A 21,727-nucleotide genomic window follows, 5' to 3' on the forward strand; every position below is an offset into this window, starting at 1 on the left:
AGATCACCACCACGGCGGAAGGAGACGACCATGCCGGGCGGGAACGACCACGAGGACCGGCCGGAGTCGGCCCTGGAGGAGGTGCTCCGGGAGGTCGAGGAGGCCGAGAAACGCGACGAGGAGAAGACCACCACGGGCACGGACGGCCACGGCACGGACGACTCGGACGGCGGTACGGGCGAGGCCGGCGACGCCATCACCCCGAACACCGGGGCACAGGAACAGGCGAACGGCGACTGAGGCCGGCGGCGGCGGGACGCTCGGACCGGACGCCCCGGCCGGGACGCACCGGCCGGGGCGGGGCAGGGACGGGGCACGGACGGGGCGGCCACGGCTGGTCCGCGAGCGTCCCGGCCCCACAGCTAGGCCCGGGGCCCGGGGGACGGTGGCGGCAGCGGTGAGGCCGGGCCCCGGGACCGTGTGCTCGCCGCCGGTGAGGACAGCCGGCGGCGTCCGTACCCGCGGCCTCGGGGCCCGGCCGAAGGACCTGCCCCCGGCGCGGGCGAAGGAACCCGGCAACACCCGGACCGAGAACGCCGAGCCCAGCCGGAGAGCCCCATCCCCGCCCCCGGCACAGGCGACGGAACCCGGCAACACCCGGACCGAGAACGCCGAACCCAGCCGGAAAGCCCCATCCCCGCCCCCGGCACAGGCGACGGAACCCGGCAACAAAGGCCCGTCCACGTCCCCGGCGCAAGCGACGGAACCCAGCGACACCCGGACCGAGAACGCCGAGCCCGGCCGGAGAGCCCCATCCCCGCCCCCGGCGCAGGCGACCGAACCCGGCAACACCCGGACCGAGAACGCCGAGCCCGGCCGGAGAGCCCCGTCCCCGTCCCCGGCGCGGGTGACGGCGCCCGGCCGCTTCCGCGCCGCGACGGCACTCGCCCCGCACACGGCCCCGCCCCCGGTGCATTCCCGCAGGCCGGGTACCCGGGCCCCATGAACCAGCACGCGCGAGGACCCCTGCTGCCCCCGGACCGCGGCCCGCTCTCCGCCGCGGTCGCCGCGTACCTGCGCGGCACCGGCCCCCTGCCCCGCCCCGCGGACGCCGACGACGCGGACCCGTACGGGGACGATCTCCAGCTCGCCCTGTACCTCTGCTACGAGCTGCACTACCGCGGCTTCGCCGGGGTCCCGGCGGACATCGAGTGGGACCCGGAGCTGCTGCGCGTCCGCGCGGCGCTGGAGCGGCGCTTCCGCTCCGCGCTGCGCGATGACACCCCCGTCCACGACAGCCTGGACGAGGCGCTCGCCGCCCTGCTGGTCGAGCCGGCCGAGGGCACGGGCGTCAGCCACTTCCTGTGTTCCGAGGGCGAGCTGTGGCAGCTGCGGGAGTACGCGGCCCTGCGTTCGCTGTACCACCTGAAGGAGGCCGACCCGCACGCCTGGGTGCTGCCGCGGCTATGGGGCCGGGCCAAGGCGGCGATGGCCGCCGTGGAGTACGACGAGTTCGGCGGCGGCCGCCCGGAGCGGGTGCACGCCCGCCTGTTCGCCGACCTGATGACGGACCTGGGCCTGGACACGGCGTACGGCCGCCATCTGGACGCGGCCCCGGCCGAGATGCTCGCCGTGGTCAACCTGATGTCCCTGTTCGGTCTGCACCGCGAGCTGCGCGGCGCGCTGGTGGGCCACTTCGCCGACGTGGAGATCACCTCCTCGCCCGGCTCCCGCCGGCTGGCCGAGGCGATGCGCCGCACCGGCGCCGGTCCGGCCGCGGAGTTCTTCTACGACGAGCACGTGGAGGCGGACGCGGTGCACGAGCAGGTCGTCCGGCACGACGTGATCGGCGGCCTGCTCGCGGAGGAGCCGGAGCTGGCGCCGGACATCGCCTTCGGGATCGACGCGACCGAGTACCTGGAGGAGCGGCTGGCCCGACGGCTGCTCGCCTGCTGGCGCACGGGACGGTCGTCCCTGCGGGCCCCGCTGGAGACACCGCTTCCGGCACACCGGGAACAGTCGGCGCCACAGGAACGGGAGGCATCCCATGCATCGTGATTCCCCGGGTATCCGGAGGGTGTGATCGCAGTGATGCTTCCGGGTGTGTACGCCCCGCAGGACGATACGGAACTGCTGGCCGAGGCCCTGGACGAGGTGGCCCCGCCACCCGGTAGCCGCGTGCTGGACGTGGGCACCGGAAGCGGTGCGCTGGCTCTGGAGGCGGCCCGCCGGGGCGCCGAGGTGACCGCGGTGGACGTGTCCCGGCGAGCGGTGTGGACGGTCCGGCTGAACGCCTGGCTGCACCGGCTGCCGGTACGCATCCGGCGCGGCAACCTGTTCGCGCCGGTGCGGGGCCGCACGTACGACCTCATCCTGGCCAACCCGCCCTACGTGCCGGCGCCCGACACCGGGCGCGGGCCGCGCGGCCGGTCCCTCGCCTGGGACGCGGGACGTGACGGCCGGCTGCTGCTGGACCCGATCTGCCGGGACGCGCCGGCGCTGCTGAACCCCGGGGGGACGCTGCTGATCGTGCACTCGGCGCTGAGCGGACCGGACCGCACCCTGGAGCTTCTGCGGGCGGGGGGACTCAAGGCCGCCGTGGTCCGCCGCCGCTGGATCCCGCTGGGGCCGGTGCTGCGCTCCCGGGCGGACTGGCTGCGCCGGCGCGGGCTGCTCGCGCCGGCCGAGGACAGGGAGGAACTGGTGGTCATCCGTGCCGAACGACCCTGCTGACCGCGACCGTCCGGCGGACACCCCCGCCGGCCCGGCGCCGGACTCCGCCGCCGGGCGGGCCCGCCGGATCACCATGCAACGGCGCGGGCCCCTCCTGGTGGAAGGGCCCGTGGAGATCGAGTTGGAGGACGGGAGCACGGTCTCCTCGGACCGGTTCCGCGTCGCTCTCTGTACCTGCCGGCGCAGTCGTCGCTACCCCTGGTGCGACACGAGTCACCGGCGCAGGTCCTGAGCACCCCGTTGAAACAGACTGTTTTCCGCCGCTCCCCGGAAGGCCCCCCACGGGCCCGCCGGGGAGCGGCTGTGTGACCGGGTCCGGCGGGCGGCCCCACTCCGCCCGTCGGTCCCGGTGCGAGATCGCAGGTTCCCCGCTGCAGGGGCCGCACTCCCCAGTTGCGGGCCTGATCCGGCGTCCACGGGGACCCGTTGCGATCCCGGTCCTAGAACGCGAACAGGGTTCCGCCGACGGCGTCCCTCATGCACGCGTTGCCGAAGGTGCGCTCGTAGGAGACGCGCTTGCCCTGCCAGACGCCCTGGACGGTGACGACGACGGGGTCGTAGACCTTGGTGCACATCACGTCGCCGGCGGGCTTCAGGGCGTCGAGTTCGCCGCCGACGCCGCGCAGTTCGGCGCAGGCGTCGGCCGCCGCCGGGTGGGTGCCCGAGGCCGTGGGGGCGCAGTTCAGGGTGACGGCGCGCTCCGGTGTGGCCGTGGCCGCGTCGTTGCCGTGCCCGGTGGTGAGCACCAGTGCCGAGGGGGCGTAGAGCGACGACGGGGCGGCGCCCGGTGCAGCGACGGCGGCCCCTGTCAGGGGTCCGCAGACGGCGGCGGCCGTCAGGCCGATGGCCGCTGCCCAGCGCGCGGTGTTCCGCATTGTGTGCATCCTTCCGCTCGAATCGGACGAGTTGCCGCCTCCGGTCCGGTCGGGCGCCGGGGCGGCGTGCGCCACTCTGCCGAGTCCACCGCCGAAACTCACATCGAACCCATGGGTTTCAGTAACCTTTCGTGTTGAATCAGTGGCGTGAAGTCACGGAAATCGAACGGCGGGACCCCGGAACAGAGCCGTTCCCCCGTCCCGGGAGCGGTCGAGTGGCTGAAAATCAGCTGTTCGTTAATCGTCCTGAAACATTCCGGCTCCGTCCGTCGAAAGTCCCTTCATGACTCCTTGTGTTCATGAAGCGATCACCAGGAGCGGGGGCCTCCGCCACCCCCGCAGCCGCCCCGACCCCGCCCCGACCCCGTGCCGACCCTGCCGCTACTGACGTACCGGTCGGTATGGTCGGGTGCGCACGCGGCCGACGACCTCGGGAGGGACGGATGGCACCGCACTGGGCGGACTTCCAGTACGAGATCTATCTGAACGGGACGACCGGGGCGGTGCCCCGGCTCCCCACCGATCCGACCCGGCTGGAGGAACTGGCCGGACACCGGCTGGGCCCCGGCCCGGTGGGATACGTGGCGGGCAGCGCGGGCGACGGCAGTACGGCCCGTGCCAACCGGGCGGCCCTCGACCGGCACCGGATCGTCCCGCGCATGCTGCGGGACGTGCGGCTGCGCGACCTCACCACGGAGGTGCTCGGCCGGACCCTCCCGGCGCCGCTCGCGCTGGCGCCGGTCGGCGTGCTGTCGATCATGCACCCGGACGCCGAGTCCGCCGCCGCGCGGGGCGTGCCGTACATCCTGTCGTCGGCGTCGAGCACCCCGCTGGAGCAGGTGGCGGAGGCGATGGGGGACGCCGAGCGCTGGTTCCAGCTGTACTGGGGCAAGGACCGCGAGGTGACCCGGAGCTTCCTCGCCCGGGCGAGGGCGGCCGGCTTCTCGGTGCTCGTGGTCACCCTGGACACCCCGCTGCTGGCGTGGCGGCCCCGCGACCTGGACCAGGCGTACCTGCCGTTCCTGCACGGCGTGGGCACCGCGAACTACTTCACCGACCCCGCGTTCCGGGCCGGACTCGCCAAGCCGGTGGACGAGGACCCGAAGGCGGCGGTGCTGCACTTCCTCGGCCTGTTCGGGGACGCCGGACACACCTGGCCGGACCTGGCCTTCCTGCGCGAGCACTGGGACGGCCCGATCGTCCTCAAGGGCGTCCTGCACCCCGACGACGCCCGGCTCGCCGCCGACGCCGGGATGGACGGCGTGGTGGTCTCCAACCACGGCGGCCGGCAGGTGGCCGGCTCCATCGGCGCGGCCGACGCGCTCCCCCGGGTCGCGGACGCGGTCGGCGACCAACTCGCGGTGCTGTTCGACAGCGGGGTCCGCACCGGCGCCGACGTCTTCAAGGCCCTCGCCCTCGGCGCCCGCGCGGTCCTGCTGGGCCGGCCCTACGTCTACGGCCTCGGCCTGGACGGCGAGGCGGGCGTGGACCACGTGATCCGCTGCCTCCTGGCGGAGTTCGACCTCACGCTGGCCCTGTCGGGCCACGCGAGGCCGGGTACGGTGACCCGGTCGGACGTGGAGACGGACGGCCCGGCATCCCCCTGACGGCGAGCCGCCGCCGGCCCTCGCCGCCGGCGGCCCCGCGGTGGCCTACGCCGCGTGCCACCGCTGCCCGGCCGACCCGTCGCGGACCTTGACCACGAGGTCGGCGCCCGCCGCGTCCCCGCCGGCGGCGAGCGCCAGGGTCCGGTCCCACCGCGGCAGCAGCTCGCCCCGGGGCGTGAGGTCGTAGCGCACGTCGTCCGCCCGCCCCGACCCGGCGCCCGCGCAGTCGCCGAGCACCACCACGCCGGCGTCGGCGTGCGAGTCCAGGCACAGACCGGCGCCGGCACCGCTGCGCAGCAGCCCGTCGGCCTCGTACGTCCACCGCTGCGTGGCCGCGCCGGAGCACACGGCGAGGACGGTGCTCGCCCCGGCCGCCGGGGTGCCCCGGACGTCCAGGCACAGCCCGGCGGAGTTGCGCAGCGGGCCCGGCCGGCCGACGGCGGGCGGGCCCGGGGTGCCGGACGGGGTGCCGGACGGAGTCGACGCGCCGGGGGCGGCGCCGGTGGAGACGACCGGTTGGGTGCCGTCGCCGCCGTTCGGCCAGGCGCTGATCGCGAGGACGGTCGCGAGCAGCCCGGCCGACGCCACGCCGACGCCGGTCAGCAGTGTCCGGGACGACCAGCCGGTGCCCGGGGCGCGGCGCGCGGTCACCCCGGCGAGGAACCGGGCCGGCAGCCGGGGTCCGCCGTCCCCGGCGCGGCGCCGCCCGCCGCCGCGCCGGCGTCCGCCGGGGCGGCGGGAGCCGGAGCCGGAGCCGGCGGGTCCCGGGCGGCGGCCGGGGCGGGAGTCGAGGTAGCGGCGGGCGCCCCAGCCGAGCACGGCCTCGGCGAGCAGCACGCCCAAGGCGGCGTCGGTGTGGCCGAGTTGCTCGGCCGCGTGCCGGCAGTAGGCGCAGCCGGCCAGGTGCTCCTGGACGTCGGGCAGCAGCGCGCCGCCGCGGCGGATCGGGACGTCGAGCAGGCGGTTGTAGTAGCGGCACTCCTTGCCGGGCGCGAGGTCCCGGTGGGCGCGCACCAGGCCCTCGCGGAACTTCTCCCGGGCCTGTTCGAGTGCGGCCGTGGCGCTGCCGAGGTCCATGCCGAGCAATCCGGCGGGCACGTCCGGCGGTTCGGCCTCGACCTCGGTGTGCCACAGCAGCGCCTGTTCCAGCCGGGAAAGGGCGTGGAACGCGCGGTCGGAGAGGACGCGGTTCTCGGGTGTCGGCGGCTGCCCGGTGCGCGTTCCGCGGGCCCCGGCGGGTTTTCCGAGTCCGGGCAGTACGGCGGTGATCCGGTCGGTGCCGGACCAGTTGACGACCGTGTCCCGGACGGCCACCAGCAGGCGCGGCCGCAGCGCGTCGGCGGGTTCGCCGAGCGCCAGCCTGCCGAGGACCTGGTGGAAGGCGGTGGCGGTGACCATGTGGGCGAGGGGTCCGGGGGCGGCCAGGCAGATGACCGCGTACTCCTGGGCCGGCTGCCAGTGCCGGGCCATCAGGAGGGCGGCCGACCGGGAGGCCTCCGCGTCGGAGCCGGCCCGCAGCGGACCGGCGAGGAACTCGTCGGACTCCCCGGGCTCGGCGCCGGACGGCGGGTAGGCAGGACGAGGGGGGTGGGGGGTGAGCACGGAGCGGATTCCTTTTGGCGCGTGGTGCGAGCGGAAATTCACCGCGTTTGAACCCTTGCACACCCGCCGCACGGGCAACAAGGCGGAGGAATGACTTCGGCCGCATTGAAGAAAAGTCAAAAGGGCGGATGCCGAGGGGTGTTGGCGAAATGCCGGCCTGTTCCGCAGGCGCCCCGTGTGAAGTGCGCGCACGCACCGGCCGGGCGCGCACGCTCCCGCGGCGGACGCGCCGGTGGTGGACTGGGAGCCGGTCCTCCCCCGATGGCCCCGTCCCGGCCGGCGGTCCCGGCGGCTTCCCTCCGCCGGCCGGGACGGGGCCGGCCGCCCGGCGTCCGGTCAGATCTGCCAGGAGCGGAGCCGGTCGGCGGCGCCGTACACGTCGGTCTTGCCGGAGACCAGGTCGCGGGCCAGGTCGACGAGGGCGCCGTGGGGCGGGTCGATGCCGACGCCGCTGACGCACATGTAGGCCACGGCGGTCGCGCAGGCGAAGCGGGCGTTGGCCGCGGGCAGCGGCTTGAGCACGGCGAGGGTGTGCAGCAGCGCGGCGGCGCGCCAGGCCGCGTCGGAGTCCACACCGAGCCGGGGCGGGTCCACCCGGTGCCGGGCGACGGCGGCGACCAGGGCGGACAAGTCGTCTATCGCGGGCCCGCCGGGGAGGACCTCCTCGTGCCGCTGGAGCAGCCAGGGGAGGTCGATGTGGAGGACGGAGGGCATCGCTCAGGCGGCCTCGCCCTTGCCGGGACGCTCGTCGTCGGGGAAGGCCGCCGCGAACTGCTCGGCGTGCCCGGCGAAGAAGCGGCGGAACACTTCGGCGCCCTCCTGCAGGGCACGGTGCCGGGCGATGCCGGCGGCGGCGGCCTCACGCACGAGGGCCTTCATCGACGTACCGCGCTCCTTGGCGATCCGCCGCAGGTCCTCTAGTTCCCGTTCGCTGAACTCCACGTTGAGAGCTGGCATGACCCACACGGTACCGCGCGGGTACTCACGCGTAAATATCCGCATATCAGCAGGGGTCCACTGCGGTACCGGGGCGGTGGTTCACACGTCCAGTCGGCTGATCCGCACCGCTCCCTGCGCCCGGCCCGGGTGCGCGCTGGTGAGGGTCAGGCGGATCCGGGAGCCGCGGGCCGGGTCGAAGGTGATGACCGTCGGGGTGTCGGAGGCGGTGGCCCACTCCGTCGTCGCGCCGGTCACCGGGGTGTAGGCGTGCCCGTCCCAGACCGCGGCCTCGGCGCGCGCGGGCAGGGTGTGGCGGTCGTCGACGGTGAAGGAGACCGCGACCCGGTCGAAGGTCCGGATGCGCCCGAAGTCGACCGACACCCAGTCCTCGCTCCGGGCTCCGTCGAAGGCGGGGAGCAGCGCGGTCGCCGGCTTGGCGAAGGCGTTGGACCAGCCGGTGGCGGGGTCGCCGTCCAGCATCGCGGCGGGCGGGGTGTCCGGGCGGCCGGAGTAGCCGGCGTCGGCGTACGGGTAGGCGGGCGGCGCGGGGTGGCCGGGCGGGAAGGCGGCGGGTTCGGTGGTCACGGCCGGACGGGCCGGGGTCGTGGTCAGGCGGACCGTGGCCGTGCGCAGGCCGTCCACCCGGGCGGTGAGCTCCAGCGTGCCGGGCCGCGGGCCGGAGCGGACGATGGCGAGGGCCTTGCCGTGGAAGGCGGTGCGGGTGCTCGCCTGGTAGCGCTCGGCGCTCTCCTGGCGGCCGTTGTCGACGCCGGCCAGACAGCCGCCGGTGACGCCGAAGGCGACGAGGTGCCCGGCGTCGGGCACGACCACGCCGTGCGCGTCGACGATCTCGGCGGTGACGAAGGCGAGCGAACGGCCGTCGGCGGCCAGGGACGTGCGGTCCGCGGTGAGGCGTACGGCGTGCGGGGCGCCGGCGGTGCGCAGCACGTCGGTGGCGACGACCTCGCCGTCCCGCCGGGCCACCGCCTTCAGTTCGCCGGGCCGGTACGGCACCTTCCAGGTCAGGTGCAGCTTTCCGGCGCTGCCGCCCGGGCTGGTGTAACTGCCCGGGTAGGGGCCGTCGGTGAAGGTCTTGTCGTCGCCGGTGGGCTCGGTGGTCTCCAGGTAGGTGCGGCCGTCGGTGGTCCTCTTGACGTCGAACTCCCGCACCCCGAGGGACTCCCCGTCGAGGAACAGTTCGACGGAGGGCACGTTGGCGTACGCCCAGACCTCGACGGTGTCGCCCTCCTCGTGGTTCCAGGTCATCGGCAGCAGGTGGACCATCGGCTCGGTCGTCCACTGGCTCCTGAAGAGGTGGTACATGTCCTTGGGGAAGCCGGCGGTGTCGACCGCGCCGAAGAAGGACGCCTTCACCGGGAAGACGTCGTACGGCGTCGGCTCGCCGATGTAGTCGATGCCCGACCACAGGAACTGGCCCGCGAACCACTTCCGGTCCCGGTCCTTCTTGTGCCCGTACTCGCCGCTCATCGTCCAGGAGGCGAGGTTGTTGTCGTAGGAGGAGACCTCGCGCCTGCCGGGCGTGTGGTTCTCGCCGGTGTTCAGGTGCTCCGGCTCCTGGTACGTGCCCCGGGTCGAGGTCTCCGAGGAGGACTCGGACTCGAAGAGGAACAGGTGCGGGTACGCCGCGTGCAGGGCGTCGACCGACTTGGCGGTGTTGTAGTTCAGGCCGAGGCCGTCCAGTCTGGCGAGCATGCGGTCGGCCGCGGATCCGGTGGCGGGCACGCCGTGGTACTTGTTCGATCCGATGACGAGCGGCCGGGTGTCGTCGGCGGCCCTGATCGCGCCGATGATCCGGTCGGCCATGGCGAGCCCCGCGGTGGAGGTGGAGTCGGGGATCTCGTTGCCGATGGATTACAGCACCACGGCGGGCGAGTTGCGGGCGGCGAGGACCATCTCGGTGGCGTCCTTCTCGCACCACTCGTCGAAGAACCGCCCGTAGTCGTACCTCGTCTTGCCGGTGCGCCAGCAGTCGAAGGCCTCCACCATCATCACGATGCCCAGCTCCTCGCAGACCCGGATCATCTCCGGCGACGGCGGGTTGTGGGAGGTGCGGAAGGCGTTGACGCCCATCGACTTCATGATCCGCATCTGGCGGCGCACGGCGTCGACGCTGACCGCCGCGCCGAGGGCGCCCTGGTCGTGGTGGAGGTCGACGCCCTTGACCTTGGTGTACGTGCCGTTGAGGGAGAAGCCCTCGTCGGGGTCGAAGCGGAAGGTGCGGATGCCGAAGGGCGTGCGCTGGGTGTCGGTGGTGCGGCCCGCGACGCGCAGCTCGGTGTGCAGGGTGTAGCGGTGCTCCGGGGTCGCGAAGTCCCACAGCAGGGGGCTGGGGACGGTGAGTTCGTGGGTCTCGGCGGCCTCCTGCGACACGGCGGCCGTGGTGGCCGCGCGGGCGACGGTCCGGCCGTCGGGTGCGGTGATCCGGGACCGGATCTCCACGTCCGCGCCGGTGCCGGACGCGTTGCGCACGGTCGTCCGCACCCGGACCAGCGCATGGCCGGCCGAGACCTCCGGGGTGGTGACGTACGTGCCCCAGCGGGCGACGTGCACCGGTTCGGTGATCACCAGACGGGCCTCGCGGTAGATTCCGCTGCCGGAGTACCAGCGGCTGCTCGGCAGCTGGTTGCGCACCCTGACCGCCAGGACGTCGGGCGTGGTCCCGTCGGTGTGGACGAGGTCGGTGAGGTCGAGGGCGAAGCCGGTGTAGCCGTAGGGGTGGCGGCCGGCCTCGGTCCCGTTGCAGTAGACGTACGCGTCCATGTAGACGCCGTCGAACTCGACCGCGATCCGCTTGCCGGCGCAGTCCTGCGGGAGCGTGAAGGCGAGCCGGTACCAGCCGAGGCCGCCGGGGAGGAAGCCGGTGCCGCTGGTGGTGCCGTGCTCGGTGGTGGGGGTCTGCTCGATGCTCCAGTCGTGCGGCACGGCGACCTCGCGCCAGGCCGAGTCGTCGTAGTCGGGGTCGGCGGCCCGCGCGTAGGCGCCGGCCGGGTCGGTGAGGCCGTCGGGGTCGGCCAGGGCGAACCGCCAGCCGTCCCGCAGCGGCACCGTACGGCGTCCCCCGGTGCCGGCCCCGGCGGCGAGGGCGGCCGGGGCCGCGGGAAGGCCCAGGACCGTTCCGGCCGCGGGCGCCGCCGTGGCTGCGACCAGAACCGATCTGCGCGTGACCGTCATGGGCGGCTCTCCCTCGTCAGGACTCAGAAGTACTCACAATTGATCGTGAGCAAACAGATTCTGACGCCCCGACACACACGACCGTCAAGAGTCCGGGCTCCGGCGCCCGCTCCCGGCCGAGGAACGGCCTGATGTCCTCGTCGACCGTGCCCGAACGCGTTCGACGGGTCGGCCACGAAGGCGGGAGTCGGCGTTCACGGCAGGGCGCGACGCACTACGCTGGAACACGGCTGGTGCCACCTGTTCACTGTGAGTGCGCGCTTGGGAGCGGCAAGGATGAGCCGGGTCTATCCGTTCGACGATGCGGCGACGGCCCGGGCTGCCATCGGCGACGACGGGACGCTGACGGAGTGGAACGAAGGCGCCCGCCGGCTGCTCGGCCACCCGGCCGCCGCCGTGCTGGGACGCCCCGCCGCCCACCTGCTGGCCGACGCCGGCCCGCCCGGCCCGCCCCGGGGTCCGCGCTGGTCGGGCACGGTCGGATTGCGCCACCGGGACGGCCGTACCCTCCCCGTGTGGCTGCTCGCCCACCGGCGCCCGCGGCGTGACGAGCACCCCGGCGACTGGCTCGTGGTCACCCCGCTCACCGACGCCCAGCCCCCCGACGCGGACGACCCGCTCGGCGAGGCGGGCCTGATGCAGTCGCCGTGCGCGGTCGCGGTCTACGACGACCGGCTGCGGCTGCGCCGGATGAACACGGCGATGGCCGGCCTCGTCGGACTGCCCGCGGAGCGGCTGCGCGGGCTCCGGCTCACGGAGATCAGCGGCAGCCCGCACAGCGAGGAGCTGGAGCGCGGAATGCTCCGGGTGCTGACCTCGGGCGAGGAACTGGACGTCCAGACCTTCCAGCGCACCGGCGGGGAGGACGGGGCCCACGCCTGGCTCGCCCGCATGGCGCCGGTCCGCGACGGGACGGGCCGGGTGCGGGGGGTGTGCCTGGCGGCGCACGACGTCACCGACAACCACCGGGCCCGGCAGCGGCTGCACCTGGTCAACGAGGCCAGCGTGCGCATCGGCAGCACGCTCGACGTCACCCGGACCGCGCAGGAGCTGGCGGACGTGTGCGTGCCCGTGCTCGCCGACTTCGTCACCATCGACCTGCTGGACATGCGGGAGTACGGCGGCGAGCCCCCCGCCCGCATCACCGCGCCGGTACGGCTGCGCCGCGCCGCCCACCAGTCCGTGCTCGACGGAGTGCCGGAGGCGGTGACCGAGCCGGGCGCGGCGCAGGAGTACCCGGCCTCCTCCCCGCAGGCCGACTCGCTGACAGCCGGCCGTACGATCACCACCTCGCCGGCCGCCGGCGACACGGGCCAGTGGCTGCACTGGCACCCGGAGCGCGGTGAGCGGGCCCGGCGGTTCGGTCTGCACTCCTCGATGGCGGTGCCCATCCAGGCGCGCGGACTCACCCTGGGGGTCGCCGTGCTCACCCGGCACCGCCGCCCGGACTCCTTCACCGCGGACGACGTGCTGCTGGCCGAGGAGATCACCGCGCGGGCCGCCGTCTGCATCGACAACGCCCGCAGGTACTCGCGCGAGCGGGAGACCGCGCTCGCGCTCCAGCGCAGCCTGCTGCCCCGGTCCCTGCCGCGCACGGCCGCGCTGGAGGTCTCCTCGCGCTATCTGCCGGCCGCGCGGGCCGGTGTGGGCGGGGACTGGTTCGACGTGATCCCGCTGTCCGGGATGCGGGTGGCGATGGTGGTCGGGGACGTCGTGGGGCACGGCATCCAGGCCTCGGCCACCATGGGCCGGCTGCGCACCGCCGTCCGTACCCTCGCCGACATCGACCTGGCCCCGGACGAGCTGCTCACCCACCTCGACGACCTGGTGGTCCGGCTGTCGGAGGAGTCCGGCCCCGACGCCGGCCCCGGCGAGGAGGGAAGCCCGGGCGAGGTCGGCGCGACCTGCCTGTACGCCGTGTACGACCCGGTGTCCCGGCGGTGCACCCTGGCCCGCGCGGGGCATCCGCCGCCCGTGGTGCTGCCGCCGGGCGGCACCCCGCATGTCCTGGACGTGCCCGCCGGTCCCCCGCTGGGGCTGGGCGGGCTCCCCTTCGAGTCGGCCGAGGTGGAACTGCCCGAGGGAACCGTGCTCGCGCTGTACACGGACGGGCTGGTGTGGTGCCGGAACCGGGACCCGGAGGCCGGCCGGGAGCTGCTGCACGGGGCGCTCGGTGCGTACGCGGACTCCCTGGACGCGACCTGCGACCGGGTCCTGCACACGCTGCTCCCGTCCGGCGGCGCACCGGACGACGTCGCCCTGCTCCTGGCCCGCACCCGGGGCCTGCCCGCCTCGCAGGTGGCGACCTGGGACATCCCCGCCGACCCGGCGCTGGTCGCGCCGATCCGCAAGCAGGTCGTGGACCAGCTGGACGCCTGGTCGCTGAGCGAGGCGGCCTTCACGGCGGAACTGGTGGTCAGCGAACTGGTCACCAACGCCATCCGGTACGGCGCCCGGCCCATCCGGCTCCGGCTGATCCACGAGGCCGCCACCCTGATCTGCGAGGTCTCCGACACGAGCCACACCGCCCCGCACCTGCGGCGTGCCAAGACCTTCGACGAGGGCGGCCGGGGTCTGCTGCTGGTCGCCCAGCTCACCCAGCGCTGGGGCAGCCGGCACCACGCGGAGGGCAAGACGATCTGGGCGGAGCTGCCGCTGTTCGAGGAGGACCTGTAGGCCCCGGGCGGCGTGTCAGGAGGCCGTCAGCCAGGGCCGTACCTGCTTGCGGGCCTCGTGCAGCCGGGACTTGAAGGTGCCGAGCGGGATGCCGGCGCGTTCGGCGGCCTCGGCGTAGTCGAGCTGGCAGATGTCCCGGTAGACCAGCGGCGCGACCAGGTGCGGATGCTCCCGCTCCAGGCGGTCCAGTGCCTCCAGCAGGTCCACCCGGGAGCCGGCGATCACGCTGGTGGTGCGCGGGTCGACGGCGTGCGCGGGCTCGATGGCCGCGGGCTGTTCGGCGGCCCGCCGCTTCAGCTCCCGGTACTTCTGCCGGCAGCAGTTGGCGACGACGGTGTACAGCCAGGTGCCGAAGCGGCTGCGCCCCTCGAAGCCGGCAAGGTGCCGAGCCACCTGCAGGAGCACGTCCTGGGCGGCCTCCTCGGCGTCCTCCCGGCACGGCAGGAAGCGTGCGCAGCGGCGCACGACCTCGGGCCGGATCTCGGTCAGCAGCCGGTCCAGGGCCGCGCTGTCGCCGGCCGCGGCACGCCGGGCGAACTCCTCCATCGGCGCCGGGTCCTGCACGGACGCCCCCTCCCGGTCGATCTCAGGCCAGGCATGATAGTCGTATGCACCCCCTGGAGCGGATCGGCCGCCACCGCCTCGAACGGCCGCTGGGCAGCGGCGCCTTCGCCACGGTGTGGCTCGCCCACGACCCCGAGCTCCAGGCCCCCGTGGCGGTGAAGGTCCTCGCCGAGAACTGGGCGCACCGGCTGGACGTCCGGGAGCGCTTCCTGTCCGAGGCGCGGCTGCTGCGCCGGGCCGGCTCCGGCCGGGTGGTGCAGGTCTACGACATCGGGGAACTCCCGGACGGCAGGCCGTACTTCGTGATGGAGTACGCGGGCGGCGGGACCCTCGCCGATCTGCTGGCGGACGGTCCGCTGCCGGTGCGGGAGGCGCTGGTGCTGACCGCCGAGGCCGCGCGCGGTGCCGCCGCGCTGCACGAGGCGGGCATCGTGCACCGCGACATCAAGCCCACCAACGTGCTGCTGCACACCGCCCCGGACGGCACCCGGCGGGTGCTGCTGGCCGACCTGGGTCTGGCCAAGAGCCTCGCGCAGGCCTCGGTGCTGACCCTGGCGGCGGGTTCGGCGGGCTACCGGCCGCCGGAGCAGGCCGAACCCGGGGCGGGCATAGACGAGCGGGCGGACGTCTACAGCCTGGGCGCGGTCGGCTACGAGCTGCTCACCGGGACCGTGCCGGGCCCGCCGGGCCAGGTGACCCCGCCCCGGCGGCTGCGGCCGGAACTCGGCGAGGACGTGGAGCGGGCCCTGCTGCGCGCGCTGGAGCCGGACCGGGCGCGGCGCTGGCCGGGCGCCCCGGCCCTCGCGGCCGAGCTGGACCGGCTGGCCGCGGCCGCGGGGCCGGCGGCGTCGGCTCGGTCCGGACGGCGCCTGGACGGGGTGCGCGGCCGGCTCACCACCGTGACCCTGGCCGTCGCCGCGGTCCTCGCCGCCACCGCCGCCGCCGTCACGGTGACCGTGGCCCTGCACCGGGACGGTCCCGCGGACGGCGGGACGCGGGTCGCGGACGCCACCGGGCGGGTCACCCTGCGGGTGCCGGACGCGTTCGGCCGCGAACTGCGCGGCTCCGGCTGGGACCCGGGGGCGCTCGGACTGGCGTCCGGGCACGAGCCGGGCCTCGTGGTGGCCGGCGACCTGTCCCGCTGGTCCGACCCGGGATCCGCCGTGGACGGGGTGTTCGTCGGGGTGAGCGCGCACGGTGACGTCGGCGCGAAAGTGCGGGCCCTCGCCCACTCCCGCTGCCGGTACACGGGCGCCCGCACCTTCGCGGACGCCCGCTGGCAGGGGCTGGTCCGCTCCTGGAGCGGCTGCCCGGACGGCGGTTCGGTCACCGAGTCCGCGCTGGTCCCGGCGGACGGCGCCGCGCACCCGCAGGTGTACGTGCAGGTACGCCAACGGGACGGCGAGGGCGCGACCGACGCCGTACTGCGCTCCCTTCGGGTGGCCTGACGGGCGCCTGACGGGGGCCGGAACGGGGAAAAGAACCCGACAGAATCCGCCGCGTCCCGAACTTTTCCGGCGGTCCGTGCATCGGACGGAGAGGACGGCGCACCCGGCGCCGTAGGCACGCGTCCCGGTCGCGTGCCGTGACCCTCCAGGAGCGTGGAGACATGGTGTACACCCCCCGGTCCGCGCGGCCCGGTGCCCTGCTCGTGGGCACGGTCGCCGTGCTGGGCCTCCTGACCGCCTGCGGCGACGACTCCGGCGCGCACAGCGCCGGGCCGGCCACCGTCGCCGGTACGGCCGCACCCGCACGGGACACCCCGACGACCCCGGGGTCCGCCCCGGCCTCCTCCCCCGCCGGCAGCGGTCCGGTGTCCGTGCCGGAGACGACCGGCTCCCCGGGCCGCACCACGGCCCCGCCCCCACGGGCCTCGACCACGCCGGCCGCGGTGAGCACCCGCTGCCACACCTCCGAGCTGCGCGCCTCCGTGGGCCGCAACGACCCGGGTGCCGGCCAGGAGAACTTCCCGGTGGTGCTCACCAACACCTCCGCGCGCACCTGCACCGTGCGCGGCTACCCGGGCGCGGCCTTCGTCAACGGCTCCGGCACCCAGCTCGGCCCGGACCCGAAGCGGGAGCCCGGCAGCCCGGTGACCCTCACCCTGCGGCCCGGCAAGAGCGCCTGGGCGGGGCTGACCTTCTCCAACCCGGAGATCAGCGGCGCGAAGACGGCCCGGCCGGCCGCGCTGGTGGTCACCCCGCCGGACGAGCGGGACCCGTTGAAGGCGGCCTGGACGGGCGGACCGGTGCCGGTCTCCGGGAACTCCTCGGCCGTCCGGCTGACGGTGCTCGGCCCCGGCACCGGCCCCTGAGCCGGGGCACCCCGCACGCGAACCCCGCTGTCCTCTCCCCCGAGGCAGCGGGGTTCGTCATGACGGCGCCACGACTGTCACAGGACGGCAACAGGCGCCGCCGGCCGCGATCTTTCCTCCGCCTCCCGTCATCGAACCCGGTCGACCGCACTCAGCGCAGGCCCCGCGAGGGCCGTGACCAGGGAATCGGGGAGAAGATGAGCGGGATCTCACGCAGGCGGGTACTGACGGCCGGAGCGGCCGCGGGCGCCTTGGGGACACTGGGCGCCTGTTCCTCCGGCACCGGACTGCGGACCGGCGGGCCTGACCCGGCGGACGGGAAGGGCACCGAGCAGGCCCGGCCGGCGAAGCCCATCGGCGACGGCTCCACCGCCGACACCGGTCCCCAGCCGCACCAGCCGAAGCCGGAGCGGCTGGCGGAGGGCCGGCGGCCGCCGCAGTTCGTGGTGTTGTCGTGGGACGGCGCGGGCGAGGTGAGCAACAGGCTGTTCTCCCGGTTCCGCAAGGTGGCCGCCGACCACGGCGCGAAGATGACGTTCTTCCTCAGCGGCATCTACACCCTGCCCGAGTCCAAGAAGCACCTCTACCGGCCCCCGCAGCACCCGGTGGGCGCCTCCGCGATCGGCTACCTCGCCGACCGGCACATCCACGCCACGCTCCAGCAGGTGCGCGCCGCCTGGCTGGAGGGCCACGAGATCGGCACCCACTTCAACGGGCACTTCTGCGGCGCGACCGGCGTGCGCAGGTGGTCCCCGGCCGAGTGGCGCAGCGAGATAGAGCAGGCCGTCGGTTTCGTGACGCGGTGGAGGACCCACACCGGCTTCACCGACCTCGAGCCGCTCCCCTTCGACTACCGCAAGGAGCTGACCGGCGGCCGCACGCCCTGCCTGGAGGGCCAGGCGAACCTCCTGCCGACGGCCGCCGCACTCGGCTGGACGTACGACGCCAGCTCCCCCGGCGGACTCCAGATGTGGCCGGGCAAGGTGCAGGGCGGGAGGATCTGGGACTTCCCGCTGCAGTCCATACCGTTCGCCGGGCACTCCTTCCAGGTGCTGTCGATGGACTACAACATGATGTTCAACCAGTCCGGCGGCAATCCGCTCGGCGACCGCGCGCGCTACGACACCTGGCGCGCCCAGGCCCGCGACACCTACCTGGCCGGTTTCCGGCGCGCCTACGAGACCAACCGCGCTCCCCTGTTCATCGGCAACCACTTCGAACGCTGGAACGGCGGCATCTACATGGACGCCGTCGAGGAGGCCATCGGGAAGATGGCCGCCTACGACGACGTGCGCTTCGTCTCCTTCAAGCAGCTGGTGGCCTGGCTGGAGGCGCAGGACCCGGCGGTGCTGCGCAGACTGCGCACGCTCCCGCCCGGGCAGTCCCCGGCGGGCGGCTGGGCGGAGTTCCTCGGCGCCGCCGGCAACCGGTCGTCGTAGGGCGTCGCCGGTCATCTGTTTTCATGGGCGTGCACCGTGCGACCACTTCCGGAAGGAACCGCCCTGAACACCCCGCTCGCCGAGGCACTGTCCGCCGTCCTGCTGGTCGCCGTCCTGGCCTGGGCCGTCGTACGGCCCTTCGGGTGGCCGGAGGCGGTGATGGCGGTGCCCGCCGCCGGCGTCGCGGTCGCGACCGGTGCGATCCCGCTCGAACACGCCCGGGCCGAGGCCGAACGGCTCGGCCCGGTGGTGGGGTTCCTCGCGGCGGTCCTGGTGCTCGCCCACTTCTGCGACGTCGAGGGGCTGTTCCGGGCGTGCGGGGCGTGGACGGCCCGGTGGGCGGCGGGCCGGCCGGTGCGGCTGCTGACGGCGGTGTTCGCGCTGGCCTCGGCCATCACCGCCGCGCTCAGCCTGGACGCCACGATCGTGCTGCTCACCCCGGTGGTCTTCGCGACGGCCGCGCGGACGGGCGTACGGCCCAAACCGCACGTGTACGCCTGCACGCACCTGTCGAACACGGCGTCGCTGCTGCTGCCGGTGTCCAACCTGACGAACCTGCTGGCGTTCGCGGCGAGCGGGCTGAGCTTCACCCGGTTCGCGGCGCTGATGGCGCTGCCGTGGCTGGCCGCGATCGCCGTCGAGTACCTGGTGTTCCGGCGGTTCTTCGCCCGGGACCTCACGGCGGCGGCGCCGGCCGGCCGGGACACCGCCGAGGTGCCGCCGCTGCCGCTGTTCGCGCTGGTGACCGTGGGCTGCACGCTGGCCGGGTTCGTGGTGGCGTCGGCGTTCGGCGTGGAGCCCGCCTGGGTGGCCGCGGCCGGCGCGCTGGTGCTGGCCGGGCGGGCGCTGGTGCGGAGGCAGGCGGGCCCGCTGACCGTGGTCCGGGCGGCGGCCCCCGGGTTCCTGGCGTTCGTGCTGGCGCTGGGCGTCGTGGTGCGGGCGGTCGTCGACAACGGGCTGGCGGACGTGCTCGGGCACGTCCTGCCGGACGGCACCGGGCTGCCCGCGCTGCTCGGCATCGCCGCGCTGGCCGCGCTGCTGGCCAACCTGATCAACAACCTGCCCGCGGTGCTGGTGCTGCTGCCGCTGGCGACGCCCGCCGGACCGGGTGCGGTCCTCGCCGTGCTGCTGGGCGTGAACATCGGCCCCAACCTCACCTACGCCGGATCGCTGGCAACGCTGCTGTGGCGGCGTATCGTGCACCAGCACGAGCACGACGTGGACCTCGGGGAGTTCACTCGGCTCGGTCTGCTCGCCGTGCCGTCCTCCCTCGTGGTCGCGGTGGTGGCACTGTGGGGATCGCTGCTGGTGCTGTGACGCGGGAGGCCTGGAAGATGCGGGTGATCGCCTGGCTCGTGGAGGGCACCTGGCCCGCCTGTGTGGACGCGGTGCGCGCCCACGCTCCGGACGACGCCGAGGTGGTGCTGCTCCACGTGAGCGGGCCGGACGTGCCAGCGGTGGCCCACGGGGCCTTCGCGGGGCTGCTCGGACGCCGTCACCCGGGGCGCCTCCCGGCCGAGGGCTGGGGGAGGGATCCGGGTGACCGGCTGGAGGCGCTCGGCGACTCGTCGGCGGCCTCGCTCCTCGCCGCCGCCGCCGAACGGCTGGGCCGGCCGTGCGTGCGCGAGGAGCGGTCGGGCCGGGTCGAGCGGGAGGTGGTGGCCGCCGCCGAGGGGGCAGGGCTGCTGGTGCTGGCCCGGGACGGGGACCGGTCCCGGCTCGGACCGGGAAGTCTCGGCCCGGCCGTCCGGTTCGCCGTGGACCACGCGCCCTGCCCGGTGCTGCTGGTGTGGCCGGAACCGGCACCGGACCTGGGGACGATCCCGCCCCCGCCGCCGCACCACCCCTGACTCAGCGGCGATGCCGCCGCCCGCCCCAGCCGCCCCCGTCCCAGCCGCCGCCACCCCGGCCGCAGTACTCCGGGTACGCCGTGCAGGGGTCGACGGTGGCGGTCGGCGAGGACGTCGGACGAGCCGTGGCCGTGCTCGGCGTGGGCGTGGACCCGGCCGTCCCGGAGGGCGTCGCCGTGGCGGCCGGGGCCGCGGGCGGTGCGGTGGCGGTGGGCACCAAGGTCCTGTCGCCGTCCCAGTCGACGTTCGCCATCCGCAGGTCCGGGCGGGCGGTGTCGACGGACCAGCGCTGGGCGGTGCCGGGGGCGCGGGTCTTCAGCACGAGGGCGCCGGAGCCGTCGGTGGCGGCCGGGGTCAGGGCCAGTCCCTGGTCCGAGCGCGGCACCAGGACGCCCTGGAGGGTGAAGTCGTAGCGGATGTCGCGGGCGGCACGGCCGGTGGCCGTGCAGGGGGCGAGGCGCACCGAGTAGCCGAGGCCGGAGTCCAGGCAGAGGTCGGGGGCGGCGGCGGTGCGCAGCAGCCCGTCGGTCTCGTACGTCCACTGCTGGGTCGGGGCGGCGGAGCAGTCGGCGAGTTCCGTCTCGGCGCCCTCGACGGCCTTCTCCCCGATGACACCGACGCACAGGCCGGAGGCGAGGTTGCGGAGCCTGCCGTGCAGGGCGCCCTGGCCCGGCGCGGTCCGTCCGGCCCAGGAGGGGCCCGGGGAGGCCGCGTCCCCGCCCGGCGTGCGGGACGGCTGGGGACCGGGGGCCGGGCTCCCGCCGGAGCCGAGCGCCGACCACAGCGTGAGCGGCAGTACGACGAGACCGCTGACGGTGACGACGGCCAGCGCGAGGTTCCGCCGCCGTGCACGCCGCGCGGCGCGGTGCGCGGAGCGGGGGGAGCCGGGAGCGGGGGCGGGGGCCGTGCCGGGCGCGGTTCCGGCCTCCCGGACGCCTGGGGGGCTCTCGGGGCCCTGGGGGCCCTGGGAACCTTGAGGGCTTTCGGCGGCGGGGGCGGTGGCCGTTCGGCGTCGGGCCGCGAAGGTACCGCGGCCGGCTGCCCGACGGCGGGGGGCGGCTCGGGGCGGCGCCGGCGCGGCGGGGGGCGCCGGGTCGTCGGGACCGGCGACGTCCGTGCGCTCGGCGGGCGCGAAGGGCTCCCCCGCCCGTCGTGTGAGGGCGTCCCCGCTCGCGGCCGCGAAGGCGTCCTCGCCTCCGGGAGCTTCGGCGTCCCCGCTCGCCGCCGCGACGGCGGAGGCCGTGGGGGCGGGTGCGGCGGGCTCCTCGGCGCGGGCCGCCCGGGAGGCCATGTAGTCGCGGGCGCCCCAGCCGAGCACCGCCTCGGCGAGCGTGAGGCCGAGGCCCTCGCCGAACCGGGTGAGCTGGCCGGCGGTGCGGCCGCAGTGGCCGCAGCCGGCCAGGTGCTCCCGCAGGTCCGGGTCGATGTCGGTGCCGCCGCGCCGGAACGTCACGTCGAGCATGCGCAGATAGCGCCGGCACTCGGCGTCGGGGGCGAGTTCGCGGTGCACCTGGAGGCACTCCTCGCGCAGCCGCTCACGGGCCCGGCGCAGTTCGACGCGGACGTCCTCCTCGTCCAGGCCGAGCAGCGCGGCGGGCACGGCCGGGGGTTCGGCCTCGACCTCGCTGTGCCACAGCACGGCACGGGAGATCTCGGGGATGCGCTGGAACGCGCGGGACACCAGCCGCCGGTCGGGCGGCGGCAGCAGCCGGGCCGCGGCGCGCTCGCCGGTTCCGTCGCCGGGGCGCAGGTCGGGGTGGAGGAGTTCCCGGCGGCCGTCGGTGTCCCACTCGGCCGCGATCCGGCGGACGGCGACCAGGACCTGGGGCCGCCAGGCGGCGGTCGGGCCGGCCTGCCGGAGGGACGCGCCGAACAGCCGGGTGAAGGCCGCCGTGGTGAGCATGCCCGCGGCGCGCGTCCCGTCGGTGCACAGCCGGGCGTAGGCGAAGGCGGCCGCCCAGTGCCGGTCCAGGAGTTCACCGACGGGATGCAGCGC

Annotated in this window: 17 protein-coding genes and 1 pseudogene; 11 read left to right on the forward strand and 7 right to left on the reverse strand. The window is 75.3% G+C overall.

Going from position 1 to position 21,727, the window contains the following annotated elements; translation table 11 throughout:
* The first annotated feature begins 30 nt into the window (after positions 1–30).
* The 4 genes from ACZ4VF_RS01195 to ACZ4VF_RS01210 all read left to right on the forward strand — a co-directional run bounded on the left by ACZ4VF_RS01195 (position 31) and on the right by ACZ4VF_RS01210 (position 2,905).
* Positions 31–240 (forward strand): hypothetical protein, encoded by a 210-nt coding sequence (locus tag ACZ4VF_RS01195; RefSeq protein WP_467922376.1) that lies wholly within the window; start codon positions 31–33, stop codon positions 238–240.
* Between the two features lie 702 nt (positions 241–942).
* Positions 943–1,998, forward strand: coding sequence for an iron-containing redox enzyme family protein (locus tag ACZ4VF_RS01200; RefSeq protein ID WP_467922377.1), 1,056 nt, complete (start codon positions 943–945; stop codon positions 1,996–1,998).
* 33 nt (positions 1,999–2,031) lie between these two features.
* Positions 2,032–2,673 carry a HemK2/MTQ2 family protein methyltransferase gene (locus ACZ4VF_RS01205; protein ID WP_467923737.1) on the forward strand — a complete coding sequence of 214 codons (642 nt, stop codon included), beginning with the start codon at positions 2,032–2,034 and terminating at the stop codon, positions 2,671–2,673.
* On the forward strand, positions 2,654–2,905 hold the full coding sequence (locus tag ACZ4VF_RS01210) for a CDGSH iron-sulfur domain-containing protein (RefSeq protein ID WP_467922378.1): 252 nt from the start codon (positions 2,654–2,656) through the stop codon (positions 2,903–2,905). Before ACZ4VF_RS01205 ends, ACZ4VF_RS01210 begins: the two co-directional genes overlap by 20 nt.
* 208 nt (positions 2,906–3,113) lie before the next feature.
* On the opposite strand, the gene ACZ4VF_RS01215 is transcribed toward ACZ4VF_RS01210, so the two are convergent.
* Positions 3,114–3,548, reverse strand: coding sequence for a protease inhibitor (locus ACZ4VF_RS01215; RefSeq protein ID WP_356155184.1), 435 nt, complete (start codon positions 3,546–3,548; stop codon positions 3,114–3,116).
* Positions 3,549–3,991: 443 nt separating this feature from the next.
* Here ACZ4VF_RS01215 and ACZ4VF_RS01220 point away from each other — a divergent pair, with 443 nt between their 5' ends.
* On the forward strand, positions 3,992–5,155 hold the full coding sequence (locus ACZ4VF_RS01220; protein WP_467922379.1) for a lactate 2-monooxygenase: 1,164 nt from the start codon (positions 3,992–3,994) through the stop codon (positions 5,153–5,155).
* Positions 5,156–5,200: 45 nt separating this feature from the next.
* Here ACZ4VF_RS01220 and ACZ4VF_RS01225 read toward each other — a convergent pair whose 3' ends face one another.
* From ACZ4VF_RS01225 to ACZ4VF_RS01240, 4 genes and pseudogenes are all read right to left on the reverse strand, one after another.
* A complete protein-coding gene (locus ACZ4VF_RS01225) occupies positions 5,201–6,757 on the reverse strand; it encodes an RICIN domain-containing protein (RefSeq protein ID WP_467922380.1) in 1,557 nt (518 codons plus the stop codon).
* Positions 6,758–7,093: 336 nt separating this feature from the next.
* Positions 7,094–7,471 carry a toxin Doc gene (locus tag ACZ4VF_RS01230; protein ID WP_467922381.1) on the reverse strand — a complete coding sequence of 126 codons (378 nt, stop codon included), beginning with the start codon at positions 7,469–7,471 and terminating at the stop codon, positions 7,094–7,096.
* Between the two features lie 3 nt (positions 7,472–7,474).
* Positions 7,475–7,714: a hypothetical protein gene (locus ACZ4VF_RS01235; RefSeq protein ID WP_467922382.1), complete on the reverse strand. Its 240-nt coding sequence runs from the start codon at positions 7,712–7,714 to the stop codon at positions 7,475–7,477.
* Positions 7,715–7,795: 81 nt separating this feature from the next.
* Positions 7,796–10,888 (reverse strand): annotated as a pseudogene (locus ACZ4VF_RS01240) (glycoside hydrolase family 2 TIM barrel-domain containing protein).
* A 276-nt stretch (positions 10,889–11,164) separates the two neighbouring features.
* Between ACZ4VF_RS01240 and ACZ4VF_RS01245 the strand changes: the two are divergent.
* Positions 11,165–13,564, forward strand: coding sequence for a SpoIIE family protein phosphatase (locus tag ACZ4VF_RS01245; protein ID WP_467922384.1), 2,400 nt, complete (start codon positions 11,165–11,167; stop codon positions 13,562–13,564).
* A 15-nt stretch (positions 13,565–13,579) separates the two neighbouring features.
* Here ACZ4VF_RS01245 and ACZ4VF_RS01250 read toward each other — a convergent pair whose 3' ends face one another.
* Positions 13,580–14,128, reverse strand: coding sequence for an RNA polymerase sigma factor (locus tag ACZ4VF_RS01250; protein WP_467922385.1), 549 nt, complete (start codon positions 14,126–14,128; stop codon positions 13,580–13,582).
* Between the two features lie 44 nt (positions 14,129–14,172).
* On the opposite strand from ACZ4VF_RS01250, the gene ACZ4VF_RS01255 reads away from it, so the two are divergent.
* The 5 genes from ACZ4VF_RS01255 (at position 14,173) to ACZ4VF_RS01275 (ending at position 19,731) form a co-directional block, all read left to right on the forward strand.
* Complete coding sequence (locus ACZ4VF_RS01255) at positions 14,173–15,576, forward strand: serine/threonine-protein kinase (protein ID WP_467922386.1); 1,404 nt, start codon at positions 14,173–14,175, stop codon at positions 15,574–15,576.
* A gap of 161 nt (positions 15,577–15,737) precedes the next feature.
* A complete protein-coding gene (locus ACZ4VF_RS01260) occupies positions 15,738–16,442 on the forward strand; it encodes a DUF4232 domain-containing protein (protein WP_467922387.1) in 705 nt (234 codons plus the stop codon).
* Positions 16,443–16,639: 197 nt separating this feature from the next.
* Positions 16,640–17,881 (forward strand): polysaccharide deacetylase family protein, encoded by a 1,242-nt coding sequence (locus ACZ4VF_RS01265; protein ID WP_467922388.1) that lies wholly within the window; start codon positions 16,640–16,642, stop codon positions 17,879–17,881.
* Positions 17,882–17,917: 36 nt separating this feature from the next.
* A complete protein-coding gene (locus ACZ4VF_RS01270) occupies positions 17,918–19,198 on the forward strand; it encodes an SLC13 family permease (protein WP_467922389.1) in 1,281 nt (426 codons plus the stop codon).
* A gap of 17 nt (positions 19,199–19,215) precedes the next feature.
* Positions 19,216–19,731, forward strand: a complete 516-nt coding sequence (locus ACZ4VF_RS01275) for a universal stress protein (protein ID WP_467923738.1) — start codon at positions 19,216–19,218, stop codon at positions 19,729–19,731.
* A gap of 1 nt (position 19,732) precedes the next feature.
* Here ACZ4VF_RS01275 and ACZ4VF_RS01280 read toward each other — a convergent pair whose 3' ends face one another.
* Complete coding sequence (locus ACZ4VF_RS01280) at positions 19,733–21,634, reverse strand: RICIN domain-containing protein (RefSeq protein WP_467923739.1); 1,902 nt, start codon at positions 21,632–21,634, stop codon at positions 19,733–19,735.
* Between the last annotated feature and the right edge of the window lie 93 nt (positions 21,635–21,727).

The sequence above is a fragment of the Streptomyces sp. NPDC029151 genome, assembly GCF_055564315.1.

Excerpts from the sequence above, each read along its gene's own strand:
- ACZ4VF_RS01265 (WP_467922388.1), top strand. The coding sequence starts at position 16,640 with ATGAGCGGGATCTCACGCAGGCGGGTACTGACGGCCGGAGCGGCCGCG.
- ACZ4VF_RS01245 (WP_467922384.1), top strand. The coding sequence starts at position 11,165 with ATGAGCCGGGTCTATCCGTTCGACGATGCGGCGACGGCCCGGGCTGCC.
- ACZ4VF_RS01255 (WP_467922386.1), top strand. The coding sequence starts at position 14,173 with ATGCACCCCCTGGAGCGGATCGGCCGCCACCGCCTCGAACGGCCGCTG.
- ACZ4VF_RS01280 (WP_467923739.1), bottom strand. The coding sequence starts at position 21,634 with ATGCTCACCACGGCGGCCTTCACCCGGCTGTTCGGCGCGTCCCTCCGG.
- ACZ4VF_RS01200 (WP_467922377.1), top strand. The coding sequence starts at position 943 with ATGAACCAGCACGCGCGAGGACCCCTGCTGCCCCCGGACCGCGGCCCG.
- ACZ4VF_RS01230 (WP_467922381.1), bottom strand. The coding sequence starts at position 7,471 with ATGCCCTCCGTCCTCCACATCGACCTCCCCTGGCTGCTCCAGCGGCAC.
- ACZ4VF_RS01235 (WP_467922382.1), bottom strand. The coding sequence starts at position 7,714 with ATGCCAGCTCTCAACGTGGAGTTCAGCGAACGGGAACTAGAGGACCTG.
- ACZ4VF_RS01275 (WP_467923738.1), top strand. The coding sequence starts at position 19,216 with ATGCGGGTGATCGCCTGGCTCGTGGAGGGCACCTGGCCCGCCTGTGTG.
- ACZ4VF_RS01220 (WP_467922379.1), top strand. The coding sequence starts at position 3,992 with ATGGCACCGCACTGGGCGGACTTCCAGTACGAGATCTATCTGAACGGG.
- ACZ4VF_RS01215 (WP_356155184.1), bottom strand. The coding sequence starts at position 3,548 with ATGCGGAACACCGCGCGCTGGGCAGCGGCCATCGGCCTGACGGCCGCC.
- ACZ4VF_RS01205 (WP_467923737.1), top strand. The coding sequence starts at position 2,032 with ATGCTTCCGGGTGTGTACGCCCCGCAGGACGATACGGAACTGCTGGCC.
- ACZ4VF_RS01260 (WP_467922387.1), top strand. The coding sequence starts at position 15,738 with ATGGTGTACACCCCCCGGTCCGCGCGGCCCGGTGCCCTGCTCGTGGGC.
- ACZ4VF_RS01195 (WP_467922376.1), top strand. The coding sequence starts at position 31 with ATGCCGGGCGGGAACGACCACGAGGACCGGCCGGAGTCGGCCCTGGAG.